Source organism: Tolypothrix sp. PCC 7712, from assembly GCF_025860405.1.
In the GTDB taxonomy this organism is placed as follows: domain Bacteria; phylum Cyanobacteriota; class Cyanobacteriia; order Cyanobacteriales; family Nostocaceae; genus Aulosira; species Aulosira diplosiphon.
The window spans coordinates 6,649,992-6,676,019 of sequence record NZ_CP063785.1; the positions used below are offsets into that span (position 1 = coordinate 6,649,992).

At 40.3% G+C, this 26,028-nt stretch carries 27 protein-coding genes and 3 pseudogenes; 19 read left to right on the top strand and 11 right to left on the bottom strand.

Annotation, left to right across the window (positions count from 1 at the left end; all coding sequences use genetic code 11):
• Positions 1-128 precede the first annotated feature (128 nt).
• From nifK to HGR01_RS27405, 5 genes are all read left to right on the top strand, one after another.
• Positions 129-1,433, top strand: a complete 1,305-nt coding sequence (gene nifK / locus HGR01_RS27385) for a nitrogenase molybdenum-iron protein subunit beta (RefSeq protein WP_045868681.1) — start codon at positions 129-131, stop codon at positions 1,431-1,433.
• 321 nt (positions 1,434-1,754) lie between these two features.
• Positions 1,755-3,125, top strand: coding sequence for a cytochrome P450 (locus HGR01_RS27390; protein WP_045868680.1), 1,371 nt, complete (start codon positions 1,755-1,757; stop codon positions 3,123-3,125).
• 101 nt (positions 3,126-3,226) lie between these two features.
• The gene (locus HGR01_RS27395; protein WP_052335096.1) at positions 3,227-3,889 is read left to right on the top strand and encodes a TMEM175 family protein; all 663 of its coding nucleotides are present in this window, start codon (positions 3,227-3,229) and stop codon (positions 3,887-3,889) included.
• A 103-nt stretch (positions 3,890-3,992) separates the two neighbouring features.
• Positions 3,993-4,661: a GNAT family N-acetyltransferase gene (locus tag HGR01_RS27400; RefSeq protein WP_096621812.1), complete on the top strand. Its 669-nt coding sequence runs from the start codon at positions 3,993-3,995 to the stop codon at positions 4,659-4,661.
• 229 nt (positions 4,662-4,890) lie between these two features.
• Positions 4,891-5,934 (top strand): AI-2E family transporter, encoded by a 1,044-nt coding sequence (locus HGR01_RS27405; protein WP_045868678.1) that lies wholly within the window; start codon positions 4,891-4,893, stop codon positions 5,932-5,934.
• On the opposite strand, the gene HGR01_RS27410 is transcribed toward HGR01_RS27405, so the two are convergent.
• Positions 5,927-6,577 carry a TetR/AcrR family transcriptional regulator gene (locus HGR01_RS27410; RefSeq protein WP_045868677.1) on the bottom strand — a complete coding sequence of 217 codons (651 nt, stop codon included), beginning with the start codon at positions 6,575-6,577 and terminating at the stop codon, positions 5,927-5,929. The two genes, HGR01_RS27405 and HGR01_RS27410, sit on opposite strands and share 8 nt — an antisense overlap.
• Positions 6,578-6,710: 133 nt before the next feature.
• On the opposite strand from HGR01_RS27410, the gene HGR01_RS27415 reads away from it, so the two are divergent.
• Positions 6,711-6,932 (top strand): hypothetical protein, encoded by a 222-nt coding sequence (locus HGR01_RS27415; RefSeq protein ID WP_096621816.1) that lies wholly within the window; start codon positions 6,711-6,713, stop codon positions 6,930-6,932.
• Between the two features lie 280 nt (positions 6,933-7,212).
• Positions 7,213-7,605, top strand: a complete 393-nt coding sequence (locus HGR01_RS27420; RefSeq protein WP_045868675.1) for a hypothetical protein — start codon at positions 7,213-7,215, stop codon at positions 7,603-7,605.
• Between the two features lie 1,300 nt (positions 7,606-8,905).
• Here HGR01_RS27420 and xisF (HGR01_RS27425) read toward each other — a convergent pair.
• The 4 genes and pseudogenes from xisF (HGR01_RS27425) to HGR01_RS27440 all read right to left on the bottom strand — a co-directional run.
• Positions 8,906-10,312: a fdxN element excision recombinase XisF gene (xisF, locus tag HGR01_RS27425; RefSeq protein WP_045868674.1), complete on the bottom strand. Its 1,407-nt coding sequence runs from the start codon at positions 10,310-10,312 to the stop codon at positions 8,906-8,908.
• Between the two features lie 53 nt (positions 10,313-10,365).
• A pseudogene (locus HGR01_RS27430) lies at positions 10,366-10,935 on the bottom strand (nitrogenase component 1); the annotation flags it as partial.
• A 242-nt stretch (positions 10,936-11,177) separates the two neighbouring features.
• Positions 11,178-11,510, bottom strand: coding sequence for a Mo-dependent nitrogenase C-terminal domain-containing protein (locus HGR01_RS27435; protein WP_045868673.1), 333 nt, complete (start codon positions 11,508-11,510; stop codon positions 11,178-11,180).
• A gap of 93 nt (positions 11,511-11,603) precedes the next feature.
• A pseudogene (locus tag HGR01_RS27440) lies at positions 11,604-11,864 on the bottom strand (nitrogenase component 1); the annotation flags it as partial.
• A 50-nt stretch (positions 11,865-11,914) separates the two neighbouring features.
• Between HGR01_RS27440 and xisF (HGR01_RS27445) the strand changes: the two are divergent.
• Positions 11,915-13,465 (top strand): fdxN element excision recombinase XisF, encoded by a 1,551-nt coding sequence (gene xisF, locus HGR01_RS27445; protein ID WP_045868672.1) that lies wholly within the window; start codon positions 11,915-11,917, stop codon positions 13,463-13,465.
• On the opposite strand, the gene HGR01_RS27450 is transcribed toward xisF (HGR01_RS27445), so the two are convergent.
• Both HGR01_RS27450 and HGR01_RS27455 read right to left on the bottom strand, forming a co-directional pair.
• Positions 13,462-13,602 carry a hypothetical protein gene (locus tag HGR01_RS27450; protein WP_168160939.1) on the bottom strand — a complete coding sequence of 47 codons (141 nt, stop codon included), beginning with the start codon at positions 13,600-13,602 and terminating at the stop codon, positions 13,462-13,464. The two genes, xisF (HGR01_RS27445) and HGR01_RS27450, sit on opposite strands and share 4 nt — an antisense overlap.
• 493 nt (positions 13,603-14,095) lie before the next feature.
• Positions 14,096-14,362 carry a hypothetical protein gene (locus HGR01_RS27455; protein ID WP_045868671.1) on the bottom strand — a complete coding sequence of 89 codons (267 nt, stop codon included), beginning with the start codon at positions 14,360-14,362 and terminating at the stop codon, positions 14,096-14,098.
• Between the two features lie 395 nt (positions 14,363-14,757).
• On the opposite strand from HGR01_RS27455, the gene HGR01_RS27460 reads away from it, so the two are divergent.
• Complete coding sequence (locus HGR01_RS27460) at positions 14,758-15,471, top strand: thermonuclease family protein (RefSeq protein WP_235623015.1); 714 nt, start codon at positions 14,758-14,760, stop codon at positions 15,469-15,471.
• Positions 15,472-15,627: 156 nt separating this feature from the next.
• On the opposite strand, the gene HGR01_RS27465 is transcribed toward HGR01_RS27460, so the two are convergent.
• Positions 15,628-16,053, bottom strand: coding sequence for a VOC family protein (locus tag HGR01_RS27465; RefSeq protein ID WP_045868669.1), 426 nt, complete (start codon positions 16,051-16,053; stop codon positions 15,628-15,630).
• A 211-nt stretch (positions 16,054-16,264) separates the two neighbouring features.
• Between HGR01_RS27465 and HGR01_RS27470 the strand changes: the two genes are divergently transcribed.
• Both HGR01_RS27470 and HGR01_RS27475 read left to right on the top strand, forming a co-directional pair.
• On the top strand, positions 16,265-16,669 hold the full coding sequence (locus HGR01_RS27470) for a hypothetical protein (RefSeq protein WP_045868668.1): 405 nt from the start codon (positions 16,265-16,267) through the stop codon (positions 16,667-16,669).
• A gap of 375 nt (positions 16,670-17,044) precedes the next feature.
• Positions 17,045-17,845, top strand: coding sequence for an RMD1 family protein (locus HGR01_RS27475; protein WP_045868667.1), 801 nt, complete (start codon positions 17,045-17,047; stop codon positions 17,843-17,845).
• A gap of 23 nt (positions 17,846-17,868) precedes the next feature.
• Here HGR01_RS27475 and HGR01_RS27480 read toward each other — a convergent pair whose 3' ends face one another.
• The 3 genes from HGR01_RS27480 to HGR01_RS27490 all read right to left on the bottom strand — a co-directional run bounded on the left by HGR01_RS27480 (position 17,869) and on the right by HGR01_RS27490 (position 20,292).
• Positions 17,869-18,723 (bottom strand): sulfurtransferase, encoded by an 855-nt coding sequence (locus tag HGR01_RS27480; protein WP_096621819.1) that lies wholly within the window; start codon positions 18,721-18,723, stop codon positions 17,869-17,871.
• Between the two features lie 126 nt (positions 18,724-18,849).
• A complete protein-coding gene (locus HGR01_RS27485; RefSeq protein ID WP_045868665.1) occupies positions 18,850-19,728 on the bottom strand; it encodes a lysophospholipid acyltransferase family protein in 879 nt (292 codons plus the stop codon).
• 123 nt (positions 19,729-19,851) lie between these two features.
• Complete coding sequence (locus HGR01_RS27490) at positions 19,852-20,292, bottom strand: hypothetical protein (protein ID WP_235623014.1); 441 nt, start codon at positions 20,290-20,292, stop codon at positions 19,852-19,854.
• A 233-nt stretch (positions 20,293-20,525) separates the two neighbouring features.
• On the opposite strand from HGR01_RS27490, the pseudogene HGR01_RS27495 reads away from it, so the two are divergent.
• The 8 genes and pseudogenes from HGR01_RS27495 to HGR01_RS27530 form a co-directional block, all read left to right on the top strand.
• A pseudogene (locus HGR01_RS27495) lies at positions 20,526-21,368 on the top strand (nitrogenase component 1); the annotation flags it as partial.
• 172 nt (positions 21,369-21,540) lie between these two features.
• The gene (gene nifN / locus HGR01_RS27500) at positions 21,541-22,860 is read left to right on the top strand and encodes a nitrogenase iron-molybdenum cofactor biosynthesis protein NifN (protein ID WP_045868663.1); all 1,320 of its coding nucleotides are present in this window, start codon (positions 21,541-21,543) and stop codon (positions 22,858-22,860) included.
• Between the two features lie 117 nt (positions 22,861-22,977).
• A complete protein-coding gene (gene nifX / locus HGR01_RS27505) occupies positions 22,978-23,391 on the top strand; it encodes a nitrogen fixation protein NifX (protein WP_194007725.1) in 414 nt (137 codons plus the stop codon).
• Positions 23,388-23,864: a NifX-associated nitrogen fixation protein gene (locus HGR01_RS27510; protein ID WP_045868661.1), complete on the top strand. Its 477-nt coding sequence runs from the start codon at positions 23,388-23,390 to the stop codon at positions 23,862-23,864. The genes nifX and HGR01_RS27510 overlap by 4 nt, the downstream gene beginning before the upstream one ends.
• A gap of 130 nt (positions 23,865-23,994) precedes the next feature.
• Positions 23,995-24,195, top strand: a complete 201-nt coding sequence (locus HGR01_RS27515; RefSeq protein ID WP_045868969.1) for a CCE_0567 family metalloprotein — start codon at positions 23,995-23,997, stop codon at positions 24,193-24,195.
• Complete coding sequence (gene nifW, locus HGR01_RS27520) at positions 24,192-24,509, top strand: nitrogenase-stabilizing/protective protein NifW (RefSeq protein WP_045868660.1); 318 nt, start codon at positions 24,192-24,194, stop codon at positions 24,507-24,509. Before HGR01_RS27515 ends, nifW begins: the two co-directional genes overlap by 4 nt.
• Positions 24,510-24,519: 10 nt before the next feature.
• Positions 24,520-25,320 (top strand): HesA/MoeB/ThiF family protein, encoded by an 801-nt coding sequence (locus HGR01_RS27525; protein ID WP_045868659.1) that lies wholly within the window; start codon positions 24,520-24,522, stop codon positions 25,318-25,320.
• 216 nt (positions 25,321-25,536) lie between these two features.
• Positions 25,537-25,908, top strand: a complete 372-nt coding sequence (locus tag HGR01_RS27530) for a HesB/IscA family protein (protein ID WP_045868658.1) — start codon at positions 25,537-25,539, stop codon at positions 25,906-25,908.
• Positions 25,909-26,028: the final 120 nt, after the last annotated feature.

Genomic DNA, 26,028 nt, shown 5'->3' on the forward strand with positions numbered 1-26,028 from the left:
TTTGGTTTTGCATTTTGAATTTTGAATAATATTCCCACTCCCACCCTTACCTCTCATCACCTACCCACGCTCGAAATCCTCATCTTTGACCAGTCAGTCACGAATTCAGTCAGCTTGGAGATCCAGAAATGCCTCAGAATCCAGATAACATTCAAGATCACGTTCAACTGTTCCACCAACCCGAGTACAAACAACTTTTTCAAAACAAGAAAGAGTTTGAAAACGGTCATGACCCCGCTGAAGTAGAACGGGTTGCAGAATGGACAAAAAGCTGGGATTATCGTGAAAAGAACTTCGCTCGTGAAGCGTTGACAGTTAACCCAGCTAAAGGTTGCCAACCTTTAGGCGCTATGTTCGCTGCTGCTGGCTTTGAAGGTACTCTACCTTTTGTTCAAGGTTCTCAAGGTTGCGTTGCTTACTTCCGTACCCACTTAACCCGTCACTACAAAGAACCATTCTCTGGTGTGTCTTCTTCTATGACTGAAGACGCAGCCGTGTTTGGTGGTCTGCAAAACATGATTGATGGCTTGGCAAACTCTTACAAGCTTTACAAGCCCAAAATGATTGCAGTTTGCACCACCTGTATGGCTGAGGTTATTGGTGATGACTTGGGTGCGTTTATTACCAACGCTAAGAACGCAGGTTCAGTTCCTCAAGATTTTCCTGTACCTTTTGCTCACACTCCTAGCTTTGTTGGTTCCCACATCACTGGCTATGACAACATGATGAAGGGAATTCTGACTACCTTAACAGCAGGTAAGAAGAAATCTACCAGCAATGGCAAAATCAACTTTATCGCTGGTTTTGACACCTATGTAGGCAATTACCGCGAAATCAAGCGTATCGCTTCCGTGATGGGCTTAGACTACACCCTGCTCTCAGATAGCAGCGACTATGTAGATTCACCCAATGATGGTGAATTTAATATGTACCCAGGTGGTACTAAGTTGGAAGATGCAGCAGATGCAATTAATGCTAAAGCTACAGTTGTACTGCAAGCTCATTCTACTCCTAAGACCCGTGATTACATCGCTAAAGAATGGAAGCAAGATGTAGTAGTTTCTCGTCCTTGGGGTATCAAGGGTACTGATGAGTTCTTGATGAAACTCAGCGAACTGACTGGTAAACCCATTCCTGAAGAACTAGAAATCGAACGCGGTCGTGCAGTTGACGCAATGACTGACTCCCATGCTTGGGTTCACGGTAAGCGCTTCGCTATCTACGGCGATCCCGATTTAGTTTACAGTGTTGTTAGCTTCATGCTGGAATTGGGTGCTGAACCTGTTCACATTGTGGTTCACAACTCCAACGATGTATTTGAAAAAGAACTGCAAGCATTGCTAAATTCTAGCCCCTTCGGTAAGGAAGCTAAAATCTGGGCAGGTAAAGACTTGTGGCACTTACGTTCACCAATGCGTTTGCTATCAGGATAATTTTAGAGGTGGCGGCTAACCAATACTTGTCGGTTAAGGGCAAAAGGGGAAGGGGAAAAGGGGTAAGAAAAAACCTTTAACCCTTCCCCTTTCTCCTGCACAGACGCTACGCGTAGCTTGCTTAAGCGCAGGGGTACACCTTTTCCCCAAACCAAATTAAGAATTGAAAATCCTTAACCGAGTAGTATTGAGCGGCTAACTCATCTTTGTCACTATAAACGAGGTTTACTCACATTTTTGTTGACAAACATGAATAATACTCATATTATTTAAATATGAGCTTTGCTCACATAAACGGTTAACTTAATGGAGTCTCTGACCATGAGTAAGAATTTACTGACCCTACCCCATCCCAATCCTGTAACCGCTTTAGAAGAATACAGCAGTGATCATCTGGGATTTATGCAACGCTGCACCCAAGAATATGAAGGTATCGTTCCTCTAAAATTTGACGATCAATTGTTTTGTGTGTTGACCAATCCCGACTATATTACTCAAGTGTTAAAAGACAGACTTTTGTTTGTGAAAGCAAAAGACCTGCAAGTAATCAGTGGTGTACTAGGTAATGGCTTGATCACCAGTGAGGGCGATTTTTGGTTACGACAACGACGACTAGCCCAACCAGTCTTTCACCAACAACAAATTAACAGCTATGCGGCGGTGATGGTGGATTATGCCGAGCAAATGTTAAAAACTTGGCAAGGCGGTGAGGTGAAGGATATACAAGCAGCTATGATGCGCCTCAGCCTCAACATCGTTATGAAAACTCTGTTTAATCAGGATGTCATGGATACAGCCGCAGTTAGTATTGACAATGCGCTAGTTGAAACCATGAACTGGTTTGAATATCAAGCAGCCAAAGAAGTCATGTCTGCACTGTCGGAAATTGAGGAGTTGCAACAAAACACCCAAGAGATTAGTGAAGAAGAGATTGAGAGACGTTACCAAAAAGCGATCGCTCTATTTGATGAAACAATATATGCCATCATTAAAGAGCGTCGCGCCAGTGGTAAAACAGGCAAAGATTTATTAGGAATGCTGATGCAAGTCGAAGATGCGGATGATGGTAGCCGCATGACTGATAAACAATTGCGAGATGAAGCCGTAACATTAATTTTGGCAGGACATGAAACCACCGCTAACACCCTTTCTTGGACATTCATGCAATTGGCGCAAAATCCTGATGTCCGCGAAAAACTTAGTGCAGAACTCAAAACAGTGTTGAATGGACGCACACCCACCTTGGCTGATTTACCCCAGTTAACCTACACCAATTGGGTGATTAAAGAATCCATGCGGCTGTATCCTCCTGTGACTGAAATTTCACGGGAAGTAACCCAAGATTGTGAAATTGGTGGCTATTTTATCCCCAAAGGAACAAACATAATGTTTAGTCAATGGGCTATGCACCGCGACGCGCGTTATTTTTCCGCACCAGAATTATTTCAGCCAGAACGCTGGGCTAATGACCTAGAAAAACAATTACCTCGTGGTGTGTATTTCCCCTTCGGTGATGGGCCTCGTGTTTGTATTGGTAAGAGTTTTGCCATGATGGAAGCAGTATTATTACTAGCAACTATCGCCCAAAAATTTCAACTGGATCTTGTTAACGAGCAAAACATTGAACTTCAGATATCTATTACCCTCCGCGCTAGACACGGTATTCAATTTCTCTTGAAAGCAGTCGCATAGAATGTACTTCCAGATATCAGAAGTAGGTTGCCTTCATAACCCCGACTTCTTCAAGAAATCGGGGTTATATTTAACTTTAATGTTGTGGATAAACTGAAATTATGCAGGACTTAATAGAGCAAGATAAGATGATTCCAACCAATAAAAATAATTCCGAAAGTATTCTATCTTTGGCACGCTTGAGTGATTCTATTTTTGCTTTTGCAATGGCTTTAATGGTAATTGCCTTTGACTTACCAGAAGATGCTAAAGGAATGACGGATGGTGATATCAATGGGTTTTTATTTAGTCAGTTAAAACCGTTAGGAACTTATGCTATTACCTTTGTTTTAGTGGCAACTTATTGGATTTCTCATTCTCGGCAATTAAAGTATTTAAAAATAACCGATGAAAACCATTTATGGATTTCTGTAGCGTATTTAATGGTCTTATTTTTAGTGCCTTTATCCAATGATTTAGTTATGACCTTTCCAGATAGTTTTCTGGTCAAAGTTTGGTTTAGCTTGGATATTGCTGCAATCGGGTTTATTTCGTGGATAAGTTGGTCTTATGCGACAGGCGATCGCAAACTAGTAGATAGTGATTTGGATGATGCGACAATTCGCTCCATAAAAATCAAAGCCTTAATCGAACCGATATGTGCATTGATTTCCATTGGAGTAGCATATATTAACCAAGAGTTATGGGATTATTTTTGGGTGTTGCTGTTCTTTGCCTATTCTCCCTTAGAAAAATACTTTAATAAATCGGCTGAATTAGTGTGATAAATCTGTCAGATTGAGGTAATCATCACCGCATCAATAGATAATCCCAATCGTGATGAAATTACGCAAGTCAAGAATTAATTGAATTTAGTAGGAGCTTTTTATGACAACTCACAGAAATACATCTCAAGATTTTTCAACCATCAAAAAAAATATGCCAGACTATACCATAATTAAACTCAATCAAAATCAGATCCAAGATGGCGCACGAGTATTAGGTCAAGCATTTATTCAAGACCCATTTCTATCATACTTTCTCCCAGAAAAACATCAGCAGAGAATAGATGCAGTTGAGTGGATTTCTCGCACAGTATTGTGTTATTATCAACGCTCCGAGGAAATTTATATAACCAATCATGGCATCAAAGGAGTTGCGGTTTGGACACCACCAGAATACTCCAGCGATAGTATATTACAATGGTTGCAAGCTGGATTAATTGCCCTACCACAAAAAATTGGTGTTCGCAAAATGGTAGATTTTTTATCCGCCAATCAAAAAGTAGATAAATACCATCGAACAATTATGAAAACACCACATTGGTATTTGAAGATGCTTGGTGTTTCTCCAGATTTTCAAAATCAAGGTGTGGGACAAAAGCTGCTACAACCTGTACTCAATCGAGCAGATAAAGAAGGTTTTACTTGTTATTTAGAAACTTCCACACCATCAGGAGTACGTTTTTATCAAAGACAAGGATTTGTCGTTGTGGATAGCGACAAACTATTACAAGATAATCTGCAATTGTGGTTCATGAAACGCGAACCACAATAAGAATATCTGTGTTGGCGTTGCTTATTACTCGATTAATTTCATGCTGAAACATTAGTCTTGTAGTGGCGTAGCAAGCCTAAAATAGTGCCAATATTTAGTCTTTGTGGGACGGGCAATAAGCCCATCCCATAAGATAATTTTAATACAACATTTAATGTTTTCCACGCCACTACTTAATATTTACTGTTACCTGTTTGCTTTTAAAAAAATTGTGAGGTAAATAAAATAGATGTTAGCAAATTTGAATCTCCCCCGTTGGACAGTTTGGGGCTTGGTGATTCCGGTACTATTTCTTAATTTGTGGTTGTTACAAATTATCTCCCAGCAATTACAACCAATACCCAATATTTTATTAGTTGCTGGTTTACTAGCTTTTCTCTTAAATTTTCCCATTAGTTATCTTGAAAAACGGGGTGTAAGCCGAGTTTGGTCTGTATTGCTAGTTTTAATAATTGCCGTCACAGCCTTTTTGATTCTGGGTTTTGGTGTTGCGCCTCTTGGATATCAACAACTAATTGAATTTGGCGATCGCCTACCAGCATTAATAGACCAAGGACAAAGACAACTCCAAGAAATCCACATCGATACACCCCTAGCAGGCTTATCCTTTGATGCTGCTAACCTGATTACAGAAGTTACCAATAAAGTTACCCAAAGTCTAGAATCTTTACCCAGTCAAATTGTAGATTTTATCTTTGGTGTCTTTGATAGTACGCTGAATTTACTGATTACAATAGTCCTCACTATACTCTTAATTTTCAACGGTTCTACTCTGTGGAATGTACTGTTTAAACTATTCCCAAAACCTTGGAATATCAAATTACCATCTCTGATTCAGCAGAGTTTCCAAAACTACTTTGCTGGACAAGCAACTTTAGCAATGATTGAAGGTGCTGCACTCATCGCTTTGTTCTTAGTTTTTCAAATTCCCTTCGGATTATTATTTGGCATAGTGATTGGGATAGCCAGCTTTATACCTTTTGGTGGAACTGTGACAGTATCCCTAATTCTTCCCATACTTGCTATCCAAAATATTTGGTTAGCAGTTAAGTTATTAGTAATAGTGGTGTTGGTAGGACAGATTAACGAAACTATTGTTGCGCCGCGTTTAATGGGTCAAATGACTGGCGTAAATCCTGCGGTCATTTTTATTTCTCTGCTGTGTGGCGCAAAATTAGGTGGAGTGTTAGGAATTCTGCTGGCTGTACCCCTAACCAGTTTGTTGAAAAGATTTGCAGAACCCTGGATAGAGGTTGCGTCAAAGTTTAGCTAGACATGATATCAGACGGGAAATAGCTTTGCAGATAACTTAAAGCTAACCGTTTGGTTTCTGCTATCAATCTCTGTTGAAATGTTGTCTCTTGACTAAGAGATAACCATAGTAATGTGCCGATCGCTTTGACTAAAATAAAGGCGATCGCTTCATAGTCTGCTGTCTCTAACCCTGCTGCCCGTTTAGCTAGTAAACTGGCTAAATCTTGCATCAATTGAGTATCCATCACCTCTTCGACAGCTTGTAATTCGGGCATTGTACTCTGGAGTGCCATAAAAATGGCGTAGTAACCAGGATTATCCGAGAAATGCTGGGCGGTGATATCAATTAATTGTTCTACCAGAACCTCTAAGGGCAGATTGGCTAATTCAGGATTATCCAGCACTGCCAACTTTTGATGAATATTTTCTTCATGACGCAAAGCGAGTGCCTGCATGATTGCAGATTTGTCAGGAAAAAATTGATATAGTGACCCAATCGGAACTTTAGCACCAGAGGCGATCGCATTGGTTGTGGTTGCAGCATAGCCTTGAGTAATAAACAGTTCTTCTGCTACATCCAAAATTCGATTGACTCGTTCCTGACTACGAGCTTGTCTGGGTTTGCGGCGCATTCCACTTGCGGCTGATGGGCTTTCAGTCATAGTTACCTTTCTGGCTTTGGTAAATACATGAGCATTGCTCATATTTATCTTGACAAAATATGATCAATAATCCTATTTTGTAAATATGAGCAATACTCGTATTTTAACCTAGTTCCTAATGGAGAATCTTTCAATGAGTCAGAATTTAATCACCCGATCTCGTCGCGAGCCAGCGATCGCGATCGCCCTGCTCGACGAAACAGTATATGCCATGATCGACCATCGGCGCTTAAGTGGAACAATCGCCAGCCATCTGGGATTACAGATGCAGGGTGATCTGACAGAGAATGATAGTCCCACAGCAAAATACAGTTCAGTTAAGGAAACTTATGTCCTCAGTAGGAAGAGGATGTAAGAGAACAAAAAAAGGCTGATTTGCACCTATGATGAAACAAGCTCGTTGTTTTAAGTGGTTACACAAAATTTAGGGATGAAACCCTTATCTAGACTTGAAAATCATCTGTAAATAATTATGTGGGATTATTTATGACCCCTCCACCCCTTGCAATTCCTGTCTGAATTTTACTCAGCGTATCCCTAAAAGAGTTGTACCCAATTAAAATAGAAAGTAAAAGGTAAATATTTAAATTTAACGTAGTAACAAAAACAAAAAACTACCTTTTTGAGAAAACTGTATGAAGCATTCATTGTTAGTTAAATCAGGGCTACTATTTATTGTCTTAGCAACAGAATTCGTCATTTCTTCTGCTGTGAGAGCCAATATAAGTGAAACGATACTTCAAAACCAACCGCAGCTAGAACAAGAAAGCCAAAACTTGGCAAAACAATCATCTTCTCAAAAACTATGGCAAAACTTTAGGCAGCAGCAAGATGAACGAATGCTCCGACAGCAACAACGATTTGAACAATTTAGATTGCAAAATCAACTAAATCCACAACAACCACATGGACAACTTAGACTACAAAATCAATTAAGACAGCAACCGTTTGAACAATTCCAACTAAATCAACAAAGACAGCAAATGGAAACATTGAAACTCCAACAGCAACTTAGACAACAGCAGTAATGTGTTGCAAATTTGGGGATATCAATTCAGTAGAGTGCGTTATGCCATAGGTTAACGCACTCTACAATTCTAGGATTGGATGATGATTGAAAATTGTTTGTGTGTAAACCTTAGCTTATTTAGACTGTTCTATATTTGCTTAAGCTTCTAGTTAATTATACTGAGTTTTGTGATGAAATACAGAAGAGTGGGGGTAATACTACTCGGTTAAGTATTTTGAACTCAAAATTGGTTAAGGGTTAAGGGTTTTTTCTTTCCCTTGAACCATTCACCTTTTTTCCCTTAACCGACAAGTATTGAGTGTGGGGCTGTTGCCAAAGCTAAAAAAATTATTAAACAGCTACCTAAGCAAAATTAGGTAAAAGTTGGGTAGATCTCCCCTAGCTTTCAGCAAAGAATTGAGCGAAGATAGTTACATAGATAAAAGCGCTGGCAAAGATTTATAGCTGGCATTTAATAAATGGTTTAAGAAGCGAAGCCCTGAATTTATTTCGGGGCTTTGTTAGTTTTAACTATATAAGCAAGATAGAGATTCCTTTAAATAGATGCTTGACTATTTCAGCCTGAAAATGCAAATTATTCTAAGTGGAAAAGAAACTATTAATTGATAAATATATTACTATTAAGTATTGGTAATTTTTTAAATCAAACTATAGGAATCTGATTTGATTTCTGAAAAAATATCAATAATATAGCCCAATACGCTTGGGTTAAGCTCATTAGTGATTGATTTGTCACTTATTAAAAAAGCCAGAAGAATTGGGGGATTCTCCCCCAAACCCCCGATTGGGTGACGGTTGCGTCCCCCAAACCCCCTCCAAAATGATTATTCTGTTTTTTTGTTGAGTAACTAGTTTTTTGGTTTTGTGATCAATTAATTTTCTTGACTGAACTGTATTTTAATATAGCCGTAACGCACGAGAAGCTTTTTTCAGTGGAGAAGCTGTTAAAAGAACTAGTACAGCACGGCGTAAATAAACAGACCATTCAAAATCAACAAAACCCTTATTATGTCTTAATTTTGAATTTTGAATTTTGAATTCCGCCTTGCGGTACTAGTGTGAAAATTTTAGCTGCAAGTATCTCTGTGCTTGAACGTAGCGTTGTGTAAGTCGTTCACTGCTAACAGAAAAATTCCACCCAAGAAATAACCTAAAAACATCGCTACAGAATGTTTTATGAGTTCAACACATTCTCAAAAAGTGCTAAAAATGCTCAATGACAAGTTACTCGCAGCTTATGAAAGATACTACGGGGACTTGAAGGTTGGGAATATGTCTCCAGAAGAGTTCATTAAAACCTATGGGCGCATTGAGGATAGGGTTAATGGCAATTTAAAGGTAGGAGTGATAATTCCTGACGAGTCCACTTCAACTTTCTCTACGAACTCAGCCAACGCCGATCGCAGTTCTGAATCATCCAGCGATTCCCAAAATGTAGCCTGAGAAGCGATCGCTATTTTTCGCTTGGCATTTTCAAAAGCATCCCTATCAACAATTCTAGTGGGTGTTGATAGGGTGTTAATTGTCGCCTCGATTTTGGCGATCGCTTCCATGATATCGGGGTTAGAACTGCGAAGTCCCCGCAGCACGGATAATTCATTGGTGAACTTGTCAATGTCTTTGGTATTCACCACCTGCATTGTTGTTGACTGAGTTTCTAGATGTTCGATTAAATGGGGTGCATTTTCACATAAAGTTGCGATCGTCTGGGCGATGATTTCCCGCAGTCGGGTACATTTGGAGTTTTCGCAGTGATATTTTCCCGGTTTGTTGTAATTAACGCAGCGAATGTACTCAACTTTAGTTTTATGGCGGGAAAAGTTACGATACATACTGCCGCTACAATGGGCGCATTTAATTAAGCCTGCGAGTGGATAATCGCCACGGGTGGATGTTGCAGAACTGCGATACTTCTTATTTTCTGACAGCTTGCGTTGGATAGCTTCTACTGTGGCGGCGGTAATTAAGGCTTCGTGGGTGTTGAAATTAATAATTGGTTCTCGATTAACGCCTTTCTTTTTGCGGAAAAAATAAGCTGTATGCCCTTGCAGTGCGGGGTTTTTCACCCAATCTCGCAAACCAGCGATGCTAAAAACTATTTCATATTCGGTGTAAATATAATCGCAAACATCCTTAAGCGATCGCATCGACAGGGTTAAGTCGATAATTATCTTAGCTAACTCAAAGTAACTCTTCCCTGATTGGGGGTGAATATTATTATTAGGGGTTAACCGCTGATTTTCATCTTTTGCATATCCGAAGGGGGGAACGCAATATTTTAATTGCTGGCGAAAATAATTATTTCCGTGGCGAATCCGTTGGGATAACAGCCTGGATTCAAATTCTGCTAACCCCGACATTTGATTAATACTAAACCAACCAAAGGGGGAATTGGGGTCAACGGGTGCATCCAATATCCGCAGATTGACATTATGCTTCACGAAAACATCGATCGCTTTATGGATAGTAATCACACTTCTACCCAAGCGATCGACGCGAGTGATGATAATTTCATCAACTTGGTTTTGTTGTACCAACTTCAGCAACTCGTTATACTGTTTTCTCTCATCGTTGCGTCCTGACTCGATATCTATTAAAACTTCCGTTGCACCCGCTGCTTTTAATCTGGCTACTTGCTGATTTAGTGCGTCAAATTCCTCAGCTTGTTCTTGTGTACTCACGCGGGCGTAACCGTAAACTTTCATGGGAATCCATTCAAATCAGTCGGAAAATCATATCATCAGCGGTGTTGTTGAAAGTGTTCAGGTTCTGCTGTACCAACTACATATTCCAGCAAAGCTTCACCGCCAAAGCGATTACCCAGGTTTTTGCTGCCAATAAATCCCGGCGCAATTACTGGGATCACAGGAGTTCCTAATTTTTCTGCCGCAGTTTTGCAAACAGCATCAATATCATCACCAATCAAAGCCGTCACACAGGTGGCGTAAACAAACACGGCTGCTGGGTTGTAGCGCTGATGTATTTCTACAATAGCTTTGTAGAGCTTTTTCTCGCCACCAAAGATGACATCATTTTCGCTTAAGTCTGTGGTAAAGCCCGTTTTGTAAAGCATGGGGCCAGAAGAGAGACTACCACGACTACCCCAGGAGTTACCAGCACAGGCGATCGGCCCGTGGACTAAATGAGCCGCATCAGTAATTGGTACTAGAGCAATCATTGCGCCATCAAAAGCACAACCCCCTTGAGCTGCGCCTGGTTGTGCTTGTTGGGCACAAGATTTATTTTTCTTTTCGCTCTGCTTGTGCTGATTATGCTCGCATCCTGGCTCACTAAGCAGCTCGTTAATTTTGCCTTGGGTGATTTTCATCTCTCTTCTCTTGCTGGATGGCAGTATACCAATTCAAAATTCAAAATTCAAAATTCAAAATTAAGAAAACCTGAGTTTTCTAGATTTATGCGTTTAGAATTATTGCTGAATTTTACAGAATTGGTGTTAAGTGTTCTCTTTCATTTGTCATTTGTCATTTAAATAAATTAAGAACTAATGACTAATGACTAATAAGTGATGACTAATGGTAATAGGTAATGGGTATTGATTAATGTCTAGGTCTAACAAATGTATTTCGTTACATCCTCACCACATTCATCGGCAAGAAAAGATAAAGCTCGGAAGCGCAAACTAACGACCTCGTCATACAAAGGATTAAATTTGCACATTGCTGGAACATGGTAAGTCCGCCCAAATAAATTGATATCGCGCTCAAACGGGCAACAGCAAGGTATTACTCTACAGAGTAGATGGGCAAAACGAGCATTTTTTACCGGAATACCATCTACCAGACGGCGCAAAGGTTGCAGAATATCAAAAGAACCAGAGCGTTTATAGTTTGGTGGATGGTAATTAGGATGAGGATGAGAGTGACCCTGACTAATACTTGCCATAATCAATACCTCAGGTACAAGGAAAAAGTAAAAAGTAAAAAGATATATCTTTTACTTTTTACTTTTTATATATGCCGCGAGTGACTTTAATTTCTATCGAACTAAGTCGTAAGAAATGTCAGTCTTAGAAGGAATATTGGTGCGTTGATCGATGTCCTCGAAGATTGTATTAACAACCCAGTTGAGGAGATTGATTACACCTTGGTAACCGATGGTGCTGTAGCGGTGCAGGTGGTGACGATCCATGATGGGATAGCCAATTCTGACTAAGGGTACCTTGCAATCGCGCCACAGGTACTTACCGTAGGAGTTACCGATTAATAGGTCAACTGGCTCGGTGAACAACAGTGAACTAATGCGTTGGCTATCAGATAAAATGAACTAACGCTGCTATGGTTTGATATATGGACGTTTGGGGTTATGCGCGGGTTTCCACAGATGAACAGGCTGAAGATCAAGGCTCGTTAATCAAACAGATGCGTCGGTTGCGTGATGCTGGTGCAACGCACATATATTACGACGTAGAAAGCCGTACCAGCGATCAAAGGAAAGGGCTGTTACAGTTAATTGAAGATATCAACACATCTGCACCAGGAAAAGTATCGAAGCTGTTATTTATCCGGATTGACCGTTTAACATCTTCATCAATGACCTTTTATCGGTTGATGGATGCGTTAAAAAAGAAAGGTATACAGCCTTATGCGCTAGATGAGCCGTTTGATTTATCGAGTATTGGGGGCGAGTTAACTATTGATGTGAGACTAGCAGCATCTAAGTATGAGGTGAAAATGCTAGCAATGCGAGTTAAAAAAGAGCGCGACACCCGCAAAGCCAATAAAAAGCCTCACTGGAACGCACCCTTGGGTTATATCGTTGAGGATGAAAAATACAAACGAGATGAAAGGCTTTGCGTATGTTTAATTGCAGGTAAGAGAGAGTTGACGCGATCGCAGTTAATGCGATTTGTCTTTGATACATTCTTAAGAATAGGCACAGTCTCCCAAACAGTGAAAGTACTGCATGATACTTTTGGTATCCAAGCAAACGCTGTCCCCAAAGCCACTGATACGAGAATTAACCTCTTAGAAGAGGAAGAAGAAATCGTACTCGAGAATATCAACAAATCGCGCGGAGGGGCTTTAAATCTGCGTTATCCCCACACGGGGTTGAAATGGTCAGTTTCTGGGTTACGCTCTATACTTGTCAACCCTATCTATGCAGGGGGGACACTATACAATACATTAGTTCGTCCTAAAGGACACCGCAAACCCTTTGATGAATGGGAAGTGACATGGGGAACCCACGAAGACGAAGCGATTATCGGCCGTGAAGAACATGAACGCATCAAAGCCATGATTCGGGAGAATCGAAATAACCGCTGGGCTACCGAGCAAAAATATGTCAATCCCTTCGCCAATTTGGTAAAATGCGCTCATTGTGGTGCAGCTTATAGTCGCCAGTGCAAGAAATTAGTGAAACGCAAAGGTTTTGTACGTCATCACTATCAATGCAGCTTTTATCGGACTGGCGCTTGTCAAAACGGGCGGATGATTGCTTCTGATGAATTAGAAAAACAGGTAATTCATCATCTAGTTAGTGAAGCCGAAAAGTTAGCTGGTTTAGTAGAACAAAAAGTTGATTCTCCAGAGGAATCACCAGAAATAAAAACATTGCGAGCATCATTAAATACTCTAGAAGCGTTACCATCAAATCCCGCAATTGCCAAAGCTAAAGAAGATATCAGGATGCAAATCGCCAATGCGATCGCTACCACCAACAACGCATCTAAACAATATCTAATAGCTAAAGAAAGAATTGTGATGGCATTTTCTAACCCAAGATACTGGGAAGGATTACAACCAGAAGACAAACAAGCTTTACTTAAAGGGAGTATCAAAAAAATATTGGTAGATGGCAACCTGGTAACAGGAGTTGAACTACTATATTTACACTAAGCAGCTTTTTTAGATTTACGCTTCTTAGTACTTTTTTTCTGGGGCTGCATCTGAGCTTTTTGCAATTCTAGCTCCCGTTGCTCAAATTCAACTACAGTGCGTGCTATTAATTCGGCTAAGGTTTCACATCGTTTCATTTGTAGCGGCTCCATCATTAACTCTAAAAATAGCTAGTAACCTCAAAATTTCTGTTAACTGTAAGCTTTTTTTAGGTAGTAAAGATGAATTGCTGATTTTACAGAAAGCCGATAAAGAATAAAGGTATACCGAACCCTGCCAAAAATCAAAATTGCAATTCTAAAAAATCTAGGATGCATTAGGATAAAGCCAACACATCCTACTCAAGTGCTACGCAGATCCCCGACTTTTTCAAAAAGTCGGGGATCTAAATCTCGCGTAAGTGTTATTCTACGCTAGAAATATTAGCAAAATATCAAACATTTGTAGGGGCGCAAACTTTTGCACCCCTACTCATGTACTTGTCGCATTCTTGTTGAAAACTGGTATTAATACTTGAGGGGAAAATAACTGCCACTCTCTTACAAACTTAAGAGTCTGACTTTTTCTCCTCTAATTTTATCCTACATTGAAAATCAGATAATTTCTCGTGATGTTAATGGTCATTAAGCATTACGAGAAATTATCTAATCTTATTTCCTTCCAAATCTCCGAAACCTGCCAACCTGTATTCCCAACTGATTGAACTACAGGGTAATGACGGTAAGGAATATAGTCAGGCTCTCGATATTCGAGATTCAAAGCTGGTTGTTCTGGTTCTATTGATTCTGGAGAATCAAGAGGGTCGAGAGGATCTTCTTGAAGATTAATGTCTTCAATTTCCTCCATATCTTTCATTTTCTGGAGCAGGAGTTTTTCGGATTTTTTGATCAGTTTCATGGCACTCTTCTGTTAATTTTATAAATTTAGGCAATGAAAATTGTTACATAAATTGTGTTAGTCATTCATGTATTTATTCAATAATCTTCAGACAGACCCGTAAGAATCTTTTATGAAGTATAGTTGTGAAAATTTTTGCTTGGATTAACTAGGATACAGCAAATCGGTAAAAAAACCGAGAAGTTTTCTGAATAATCTCATGTATATAAGTACATCATCGGCTTGTCAAGTAGCTAATAATCAGTCTAAAAGTATTGCCCACATTAGTTTAGACGTAGAATTTGCAATGGTTAGAGACAACCGCAGCAGGCGATCGCCTAGTACGTGCTATAAAATTATAAATCTATACATAAATAACTATACAAAAATACATGGAGCTACTAGAAATAATTTTAGTGCTAGCTACAATCGTAGGGGTTGTAGATGCTGAAACAATTCGCATTAAAGATAATGCAGGACAAAAAATTACACTCCAGCTAGCCTGTATTCATGTACCAAAAGCGACTACTCAGGCAATACCAGCAACACAAAGACTGAAAAAGTTATTACCACCTTTAAGTTCAGTTGTGATTAGACGCACAGAAAAACTAGGAAGCGATCGCATCGTTGGTGAAGTATTTGTGAATAATCGCTCAGTTAATCTGCTGATGGTAGAGTCCGGTAATGCTGTTGTTGACCGTGAATCTTTACAAAATTGCTCCGAAAGCAAAACCCAATATTTAATTGCTGAAGCTAATGCGAAAAATCATCGCTGGGGATTATGGCAACAATCAAATAACGCTATGAATCAACCAAAAATATTTTCTGGGCGGGGAAAATTAATTTATGAAGAAATTCCTCCCGTGATGTCAGTTAGAGCTTATCTTGGAGAGGAATTTTTTCTCATTTCTCACACCCCAAACCAAAGTCGGTTAGTGTTGCGTCCATCTGTGCAAGTTTCTCGCGATCAATTGCGATCGCTTCAGAATCAAGAAGTAGAAATTACCGCAGAGTACGTTGTAGGAACTCGCCCATCACCCAATCAAGTTGCTTGCCCTTTGGATGCTGATGGTCAATGCATGGCTCAAGGCGCTGGTTATCAAGTTTTATCTATCAAGTTAGCCAAATAGAAATTCCAGTCCCAATACTTGTCGGTTAAGGGGAAAAAGGGGAATGGGAAAAGGAAAAGAAAAAACCTTTAATCCTTAACTTTTAACCTTTTCCCCAAAATCAATTTTGAGTTCAAAACGCTTAACCGAGTAGTATTGATTCCAGTCCTATCTTACCTAGACTTCATCAACATAGAGTTCCTGAATCAGTTCCATATCCCAATAAGAAGCTTCTACTTTATGACCATCGGGATCGCGGACAAAGCAACCATAGTATGGTTCACCATAGTGCGGTCTTGGGCCTGGCGCACCATCATCCGCTCCTCCCGCCGCTAATGCTGCTTGATAAAACGCATGAACTGATTCTTTAGTTGGTGCGATAAAGCCAATGTGAGTACCATTCCCGACGGTTGCAGGTTTACCATCAAATGGCGTTTGTACCCAAAATTCTGGAAACTGCTTACCATAAGCAACCGCACCCGGATGTTCCATAATTCGCTGACAGCCAAGGGTGGGTAGTACTTTGTCGTAAAATGCGATCGCCCTTGCAAAATCATTCGTGCCAATCGAGATATGTGAGATAATGCTGGGACTATTATCCATACCTAATCCTCCATCTACTTAAGGGAATTCATGGCAAAGTAAACAATGCTTCTATCTGCAAACAGAAACATTGTTGCCGAGTTGTTTTAATGTTTGTGAAATAAGACTTGGGTAATGTTTAGGTGAAAGCCTCAGCGTTCAGCGGTATTATAACAGTATAAATGTACTAAAGCAACTGATGCGAGAGTTGTAAGAAAATTAACAACAGTCGATGAAAAGTAAAAGACTTGTCAATTTTATCAGTGGGCATCTCGACTTAACTCAGGCGGAATTTGAGATGTATTACCGTCCTGTGATTGATTGCGCGATCGCTCAAAATCAGTGCTTTATAGTTGGCGATGCAAGAGGTGCAGATACCCTTGCACAACAGTATCTTTTTGAGAAAACTGAGGCAGTCATTGTTTATCATATGTTCACCAGCCCGCGCAATAATGCAGGATTTCCCACCCGTGGCGGGTTTCACAGCGATATACAGCGAGATACCCAAATGACCCTTGATTCAGATCAAGATATTGCTTGGGTAAGATCTGGAAGAGAGCGATCAGGAACTCAGGCAAACTGCGATCGGCGAATAAAAACAAATAGTCTAGTACAACAAGGCAAAAGTAAAAAGTAAAAAGTAAAAAGAAAGAATAGTGATAGAACAAGCCTTTTAGCAATTACAGATGGTCTGTTTATTTACGCCGACTTGTACTAGTTACTCAAAAAAAACTCAAGAATAATTTTGGAGGGGGTTTGGGGGACGCAACCGTCCCCCAATTCTGCTGGCTTGTTCAACCACTAACAAATTAATCTTTCATGCTCTTCACCAAAGCGTATAGCTGGCAAATCACCCACAAATTGAAGAACCGTCAACTAAAAAATATCCCATCTTATTTACACTAGAGTATATGGGGGAAAAACATTCGTGTTGACTTCAAAAATTGGGATAATTTATTAATTTCTATCACTACCCCATAGATTAACAGGCAGAACATAGCATAGGGCAAAAATGCAAAAATTACTTTTTAATGACAGAAATAGCTTTAGCGCGCAGGCCCTATTCCTTGGTAAAAAAATTAATCTCAAAACATTGGAGAATTACATTTGCTTGGCGACTATGCCAGTAGTGGTTACAGTCGGTGAACAGGGTGGCGCAGTATTGTTCGACTATGGTGCAGTTGTTCTATTTAACCTTGAGCCTGTAGAAAAGGTAGACTTCTTAACTAAACTATCCTCACAAGTTAGTGACGCTTTTGCCAACCCAGAAACAGAAGAAGTAGAAATTAAGCTCAGACTTGCCGAAAGTGAGAGAGTTAAGGAAGGAAAAATTTTGTTGCAAGACTTTAGTGTAGAACGCTTGCAGATAGTAGCTGATATTCTCGCTAAAAGTGTTGTGTTATCTCATTATGAAACTAGCCTAGCGACTGTATTTGATCAAATTGAACCATTTGCAGCTAGCCTCCAGAGTGAACACAGAAGTTCACGCCAGAGTCGGGAATTATTGCGTCAACTTGGCACTACGTTGTTAGTTCAACATAAAATTGTAGGACGAGTAGAGATTATTGATAAACCAGAGTTACTCTGGGAATCTCCACAGTTAGAAAACTTATATCTGCGATTAGAAGATGAGTACGAAATCCGCGAACGTCACCATGCTTTGGAACGTAAACTAGACCTAATTTCCCAAACCGCACAAACAGTACTGGAGTTTATGCAGCATAGCAGTAGCCAGCGAGTTGAGTGGTATGTAGTAATTCTCATTGTGGTAGAGATTCTACTGTCACTTTACGATATTATTTTCAAAGGCTAATACTCCACTTGAGATGGGCTTTTTCATATCACTTTACTATCAATAGGTAGCGAAAAATCGCGAGACCATTCATTCCAAGAACCAAAATAATTTTTGGCGTAAATTCCGGCTGTTTGTAAAGCAATTAAAGTATTCGCTGCTCTAGAACCTTTAAAGCAGTAAATATATACTATGGAATCTGAAGTAATACCTATAGATTCACAAATTTCTAAGATTTCTGCCTTTGAGCGAAATAGAGGTATTTCCGCATCAGATATCATTAAACGATGCCACTCTAACCACAAAGCATCAGGAATTCTACCTTTACGGGGACAAAAATCTGGAGCATAAGGAGAAGAACTTAACCCCAACCATTCTTCGCGATCGCGCACATCTAACTTAATAATTCCAGGATTATCAATTGCTTGCAACATCTCGATGGTAGTCACCATCATCTCAGAATTGGGATGCAATTTAAATATGCTGCATTCACGTAATGGTACTTCATTGGTAGTAGGTAATTCCGCCTTCAGCCATGCTCTATATCCTCCATGTAAAACAGATACCTGAGCGCAACCTAAATATTTTAATAGAAAAGCTGCTCGACAAGATTGACCATAACCTTTATTAAAAGCATCCTCATACACAATTAACCATTCTGTACCAGTAATTCCAACACTGCTGAGAATTTCTTGAAAATGCTCTTGCAATTTATTTAACCCTGCTGGGTAAGAATTATCTAAAAGATAGGTAAAAAAATCTCTGATATTAATCGAGTTAGGAATATGCGAAATAGCATATTCTTCTGGACTGCGCGTATCGATAATGACAACCTGTGATGAATTTTCTGCTAACAGCGACGTGAGTTCTTGAGGAGAAATGAGGGGTTGTGTATTCACGCTTTCATGCTTATATCATCGTAATATTAAGCATTATCGCGCCCAGCAGATTTGCTTTAAGAAATGCAAATAACAGAAGAATAAATTTTAAATGTTATCAGAAAACATTTTTATCAATCTCTTTTTTTAGCCTATAGCCCCTATCTTCACGCTAGAATCCCTAACTAATTTATCTAACTCCTGCTGCATTTGAAAATTAACTAACTCATAACAAGCGTTTACATAATCCCTATCCCTAGCTGCGTCTTTACCATATCGCTCAAAAATAATTGGAGGACATACACGAGTATGAATTTGCACAGGTAAAGGAATATTAGGTAAAGGGCCAATAGATAAACCCCAAGGTAAACCTAAATAAATGGGAAATACTCCGGGGTCTAATTTATATAACCAAGGTAGTCCCCACTGATGCAATTGTTTGACTAAATCATAACAGTCAAATAAAACTATCAAAGTATCATGAGCGCCTACAGATATTAATGGGATAATTGGAACTTCTTCTTTTAAAGCTAGTTTGATAAAACCCTTATTTCCAGCAAAATTAATTTTATGGCGTTGGCTATAAGGACGAAACATATCATATTGTCCTCCTGGATATACTAAAACGCTAGCACCTTGATCAAAAGCCGCACTAGCCATTTTTGGATGGGCAACAATTGCTCCTAATTTTTGAGCTAATTTACCTATTATGGGACTGATTTCCCAAGCATAAGGATGCATTAAACCATAAACCAAACGCTCAGTTCCAAAGCGGGAAAACCAATCATACATCATCACAATCAAGTCGGGAGAAGCCATCCCACCGTTATGAGAACCAACTAGTAATACCTTTCCTTCTTTTGGGATGTAATCCCAGCCATCAGTTTTTACTTGAAAGTAGTAACGATACAACCATTCCCCTATAGGCATTAACCTCTCTATAAACTGGGTATCTCGTTCCTTTAATGACCAACCTGGTTTACCGTCAGAGACATTATTTAATATTCCAAACAAACTCTTGGTCATACGTTTAATATATAGATTTTCAGGACTAACTAATTATCCTAATAAACTTGCATATTTATTTGATGAATCTCTAAGTTGAAATTTAATGTTTCATACTATCTTCTCTACGATGCTGAATAATTATTACTGTTTGTATAAGTTTAATTGCGTTAAATTAATAAATGATTCCCTTGTCGATGAATTTGGAAAGGGCGCAGCGTCAAACTGTACTACTCCAATAGCTTCAACGATTTGATTATTATATTTTTCTACTTCATCAGGCGATCGCAACGATTGTTTATTCCAAGATGGGTAAATACTTACCTTAGTTTCATCCTCCAACACAACTTGTGACTTGATATACAGTCCTTGAAATCCTGGTATTCCGGTAGATTCTGGGTTGGGTTTCCAGCTTCTAGATGTGTAACGTCCAATGAGTTTCACCCGTTGACCATTCAGACGAATTAAATCGTCACGATTTTTAACTATTTCCAATTTCCTTTGTGGAACTTCTTGATTATTTACTTGGGACAGTTGGCTAGTACTAGGTTGAACCTCTACAAATAGACCTAATATGATTGACACAGTTACACTTGAAGCAATAGTAACAGAGCGTAATAGCATTTTATTCTCCACTTTTGAGCCAGGGATATTGCTCAATCACGAGTGTTTATAGTTACACTTGTAAATCAACTATAGTTGAACTTACAACAGGATTGTGTAGCTGCCCTCAAATAAAATACATTGAGCAATATTGCCTTCTTTTTTCCAGATGTCTGCAATTGAAACTCTAATGGTGTTGTAGTAAGCGTTTGTGTGAACCTGAATATACTACACCTTATGATATTAACTTAATCGGCGAGTACAACATCGCCGGCGAAATGTGGGGAGTGACACCACTATTGGAAAAATTGGGCATTCGTGTTTTATCAAAAATTACAGGTGATGCTCGCTATCAAGAAATTACCTACGCTCACCGTGCGAAGCTGAATGTCATGATCTGCTCGCGCGCTTTGCTGAACATGGCGAGAAAAATGGAGGAACGTTACGGCATTCCTTACATTGAAGAGTCTTTCTACGGCATCGATGATATGAATCGTTGTCTGCGAAATATTGCTGCTAAATTAGGAGATCCGGATTTACAAGAGCGCACAGAAAAGCTAATTGCTGAAGAAACAGCTGCTCTAGATTTGGCTTTGGCTCCCTATCGTGCGCGACTCAAAGGCAAGCGCGTTGTCTTGTATACAGGCGGTGTTAAGAGCTGGTCAATTATCTCCGCAGCAAAAGACTTAGGTATCGAAGTGGTCGCCACCAGCACCCGCAAGAGTACAGAAGAAGACAAAGCCAAGATTAAAAAATTAATCGGTAACGATGGCATCATGCTGGAAAAAGGCAATGCTAAAGAATTGCTGCAACTGGTAAAAGACACCAACGCCGATATGTTAATTGCTGGGGGACGTAACCAATATACAGCCCTCAAAGCCCGGATACCCTTCCTCGACATTAACCAAGAACGTCACCATCCCTACGCAGGTTATGTAGGCATGGTGGAAATGGCCAGAGAATTATACGAAGCACTCTACAGCCCAATTTGGGAACAAATTCGCAAACCAGCGCCTTGGGATGAGGTTGAGGAATCTGAGCAATTGGCTGTGCTTTAGGGGACTGGGGATTGGGGACTGGGGATTAGGAAGAGTAAAAAAATTCTCCCTAATCTCCCTCATCCCCCTCATCCCCCTCATCCCCCTCATCCCCCTCATCTCCCCCATCCCCCTCATCTCCCCCATCCCCCTGCTATCTCATCTCTCTATACTCAAACTTGGTATTAGTTAAATGGCGATCGTTACTACTCCCAACAAACCAGTTACAGTTAATCCTTTAAAGCAAAGCCAAGCTTTGGGTGCATCTTTAGCTTTCTTGGGATTAAAGGGCATGATTCCCTTATTTCACGGCTCTCAAGGTTGTACTGCTTTTGCCAAAGTTGTTTTAGTACGGCATTTTCGGGAAGCAATTCCCCTAGCAACTACAGCCATGACGGAAGTGACTACCATTTTGGGTGGTGAAGACAATGTGGAACAAGCAATTCTGACCTTGGTAGAAAAATCTCAGCCAGAAATTATCGGTTTATGTAGCACTGGGTTAACGGAAACTAGAGGCGATGATATTGAACGTTTCTTGAAAGAGATTCGGGAACGTCACCCAGAATTGGATCGGCTACCAATTGTTTTTGCGCCCACACCTGATTTTAAAGGTGCTTTACAAGATGGCTATGCAGTAGCTGTAGAAAGCATTGTTCAGGAAATTCCGCGTCCTTGTGCTACCAGAATTGAACAAGTCACCATCTTGGCGGGTTCGTCTTTTACACCAGGAGACATCCAAGAAATTAAAGAAATGGTAACTAGCTTTGGGCTAGTTCCTATCGTTGTACCCGATTTGAGTGCTTCCTTAGATGGACACTTAGAAGATTCCTATAGTGCGATTACAGCCAGTGGAACAACAGTAGCTCAACTGCGGGAAGTTGGCGGTTCTGCTTTCACGATCGCACTTGGTGAAAGTATGCGCGGTGCAGCACGGATTCTGCAAGAACGGTTTGGCATTCCCTATGAAGTTTTTGGACAACTCACAGGCTTAGAACCTGTGGATGAGTTTTTGCAAGCTTTAGCGATTCTTAGCGGTAACAGCGTCCCGGAAAAATATCGCCGCCAACGTCGCCAACTGCAAGACGCAATGTTAGATACTCACTTTTATTTTGGTGCTAAACGCGTATCTTTAGCTTTAGAACCTGATTTGTTGTGGTCAGCAGTGCATTTCTTGCAATCAATGGGAGCGCAAATTCATGCTGCAGTCACCACAACGCGATCGCCTCTGTTAGAAAAACTCCCCATTAAAAGCGTCACAATCGGGGATTTGGAAGACTTTGAGGAACTAGCGGTAGGCTCTGACTTGTTAATTGGCAATTCTAACGTAAGTGCGATCGCTAAACGGTTATCCATTCCTCTCTATCGCCTCGGAATACCCATTTACGATCGCTTAGGTAATGGTCAATTTACCAAAGTCGGCTACCGCGGCACAATGGAGCTTTTGTTTGGCATGGGTAACCTCTTTTTAGAAGCCGAAGAAGAGAGAGTAAAACATTTCCACGGAGATTGGTAAGCGGTATTGTCATTTGTCAATCGTCATTAGTCATTAGTAGATATTCAAATTACTAAATGCAAATGACAAATGACCAATGACAAATGACCAAAAATAAATGACAAAGGACGAATAACGATGAAGATTGCCTTTACGACAAGTGACCGAGTTCATATTAATGCTCACTTCGGATGGGCAAGACAAATTGAGGTTTATGAAGTCTCTGATGAGGGATCTACATTTGTTGAGACTTTAAGCTTTGATGGCGACCTCAAAGAAGATGGTAACGAGGATAAAATCACACCAAAACTAGAAGCGCTAGGTGATTGCACAATTGTTTATGTATTAGCAATTGGTGGTAGCGCTGCTGCACGTTTAATCAAAAAAGGTGTTACCCCAATTAAAGCGCGATCGGAAGAAGAAGAAATCGCGGAAGTATTAACTAAATTAGTCCAAACACTCAAAGGTAATCCCCCACCTTGGTTGCGTAAAGCTTTAAAGCAAAAAGACACAAACTTTGCCGATGAATTAGAAAATGAAGCAACAGTATGACTATAGATAATAGTGTTAACGGAACTGCCAGCAGTACAGTCTCTAACTCACCTTTCCTGAAGGCGATCATCCAACAAATCCGGGGACAAGATACCTATGGAACATACCGGAAGTGGTCTGATGATTTGATTCTTAAACCCTATGTAGTTCCTAAAGCAAAGAAACGGGAAATTCCTATTGATGGTGATGTAGATCCGATTACTCTAGCACGGATCATGGCATTTTATCGAGCTGTAGCCGCTTGTATTGAAAAGGAAACAGGTCTCATATCCCAGGTTGTAGTTGATATCAACCACGAAGGGTTTGGTTGGGTACTTGTTTTCACTGGCCGCCTTTTGTTAGTCACAAGAACCTTACGTGATGCCCATCGCTTTGGCTTTGATTCCCTAGAAAAAGTTGCAGAAGAGGGAGCCAAGTTAATAGAAAAAGGCATCGATTTAGTAAATCGTTTCCCCGAAGTTGGCAAGCTTTAATTCGTCAATAGTCAAGGGTCAAAAGAGTTTGGATTCTTGACTCTGGACTTTTGAACGCCAGTTGCTTCAAGTCGGCAAAGCCGCCCAACGCACTGGCTCCTCTAGACTCTGGAATTTTGACTTTGAACAAATGACAACTGAAGAACTAAAAGGCAAAATCAGACGGCTCAATAGTAAAGCAGGTCAAATGAAAATGGATCTGCACGACTTAGCAGAGGGATTACCCACAGACTTTGAAAAATTGATGGATGTTGCAGCTGAAACTTATGCTATCTATCGCGAGCTAGATGAACTTAAGCAACAGCTTAAAAAAATGGAGAAGGGTGAATGAGCCGGAATATTGATGAGTTTAAGAAACTCGTAGACGCAGAGGAATTCTTTCAATTCTTTGAAATGCCCTACGACCAAACATTTGTGAATGTTAATCGTTTACATATTCTAAAAAAATTCTCTCAATTCATGAGAGAAGTAGATGAGAATTTTCCTGATTTAAAACCAGAAGAAAAACTCGAGCAATATGCCATAGCTTTGCAAAAAGCCTATGAGGTATTTATCGAGTCAACACCTCAAGAACAAAAGCTATTTAAGGTGTTTAACGATAAGCCGAAAAATGTAGTCAAGCTGACAGAAATCACTTCTGATTAGGAGGTAAAAAGTGGTAAACCTAACGCCTACCGAATTAGAACGTTATAGTCGCCAAATGATGCTCCCTAATTTTGGCGAATTAGCTCAGAAGCGCCTGAAGTCAGCGACGGTTTTGGTTACAGGTGTGGGGGGATTAGGCGGTACAGCGGCGCTTTACTTAGCTGTAGCGGGCGTTGGGCGGCTAATCTTAGTACGAGGTGGTGACCTGCGGCTAGATGATATGAATCGTCAAGTCCTCATGACAGACGATTGGGTAGGTCAGCCAAGGGTATTCAAAGCTAAAGAAACTTTGGAAGCGATTAATCCTGATGTCCAAGTGGAAGCGGTTCATGATTACATCACCCCGGAAAATGTAGACGAGTTAGTACAGTCCGCTGATATGGCTCTTGACTGCGCCCACAATTTTACAGAGCGTAATTTGTTGAATGCGGCTTGTGTGCGTTGGCGTAAGCCAATGGTGGAAGCAGCAATGGACGGAATGGAGGCTTACCTGACTACGATTATTCCTGGTGTGACTCCTTGCTTGTCTTGTCTGTTTCCAGAAAAACCTGATTGGGATCGGCGTGGCTTTTCAGTTCTGGGGGCTGTTTCTGGAACACTTGCTTGTTTAACAGCACTGGAAGCGATCAAGCTGATCACTGGGTTTAGTCAACCGTTACTGTCACAACTGTTGACAATAGACCTAGCTCGGATGGAATTTGCCAAACGGCGTTCTCACCGCGATCGCGCTTGTCCTGTCTGCGGAAATAGTGCACCCTGGAGATACGCACAATCAGGTTCTATGGAACCCACCAGCAATTTCACAAAATAATCAGCTTCATTGCGTTGAATTGCATATCTCTTCGTTTAGCCCTTTATTAGTCATTTGTTTTCTGCCCATTGTAAATACAAAGTCAATCTCAATTCCTTTGTAAATACAAATTACAACTGGCTGATTATTAAGGACAAATATGCAATTAAAACGCTTCACAACTTAAGAAACCACACCTGTAATTACAACCACTATCGCAACAAATCAGGAGATGTGATGACTGTTACTTTGACAGAAAAAGCTGAATTTCGTCTGCGGGCGTTCTTAGTCGGTTCTGCCCCCGACTCCAATGTTGCAACTAAAGGCGTTCGCATCTCTGTAAAAGATGGTGGTTGCAGTGGCTATGAGTATGGCATGGAGATTACTAGCAAGCCACAACCAGACGATTTAGTAATTCAGCAAGGAAAAGTACAACTTTACGTTGACGCTCAAAGCGCACCGTTATTAGAAGGTGTTGTCATCGATTTTGTTGATGGGGTAATGGACAGCGGTTTTAAGTTTACTAACCCCAATGCAACCGATACTTGTGGTTGTGGTAAGTCCTTCAAAACCGGTGATTGCACACCTAACGGTGTACCTTGCAGCTAATACTGTTTCAGATTTAATCAACACATAAAAACCGCTTCGCGGAATTCAAGCAAAATCCGTCGTAAAAAAATTGAATTTCGCCTAGCGGTAATAGTGTCGATTCTGCTGCAGAAGCGCTCC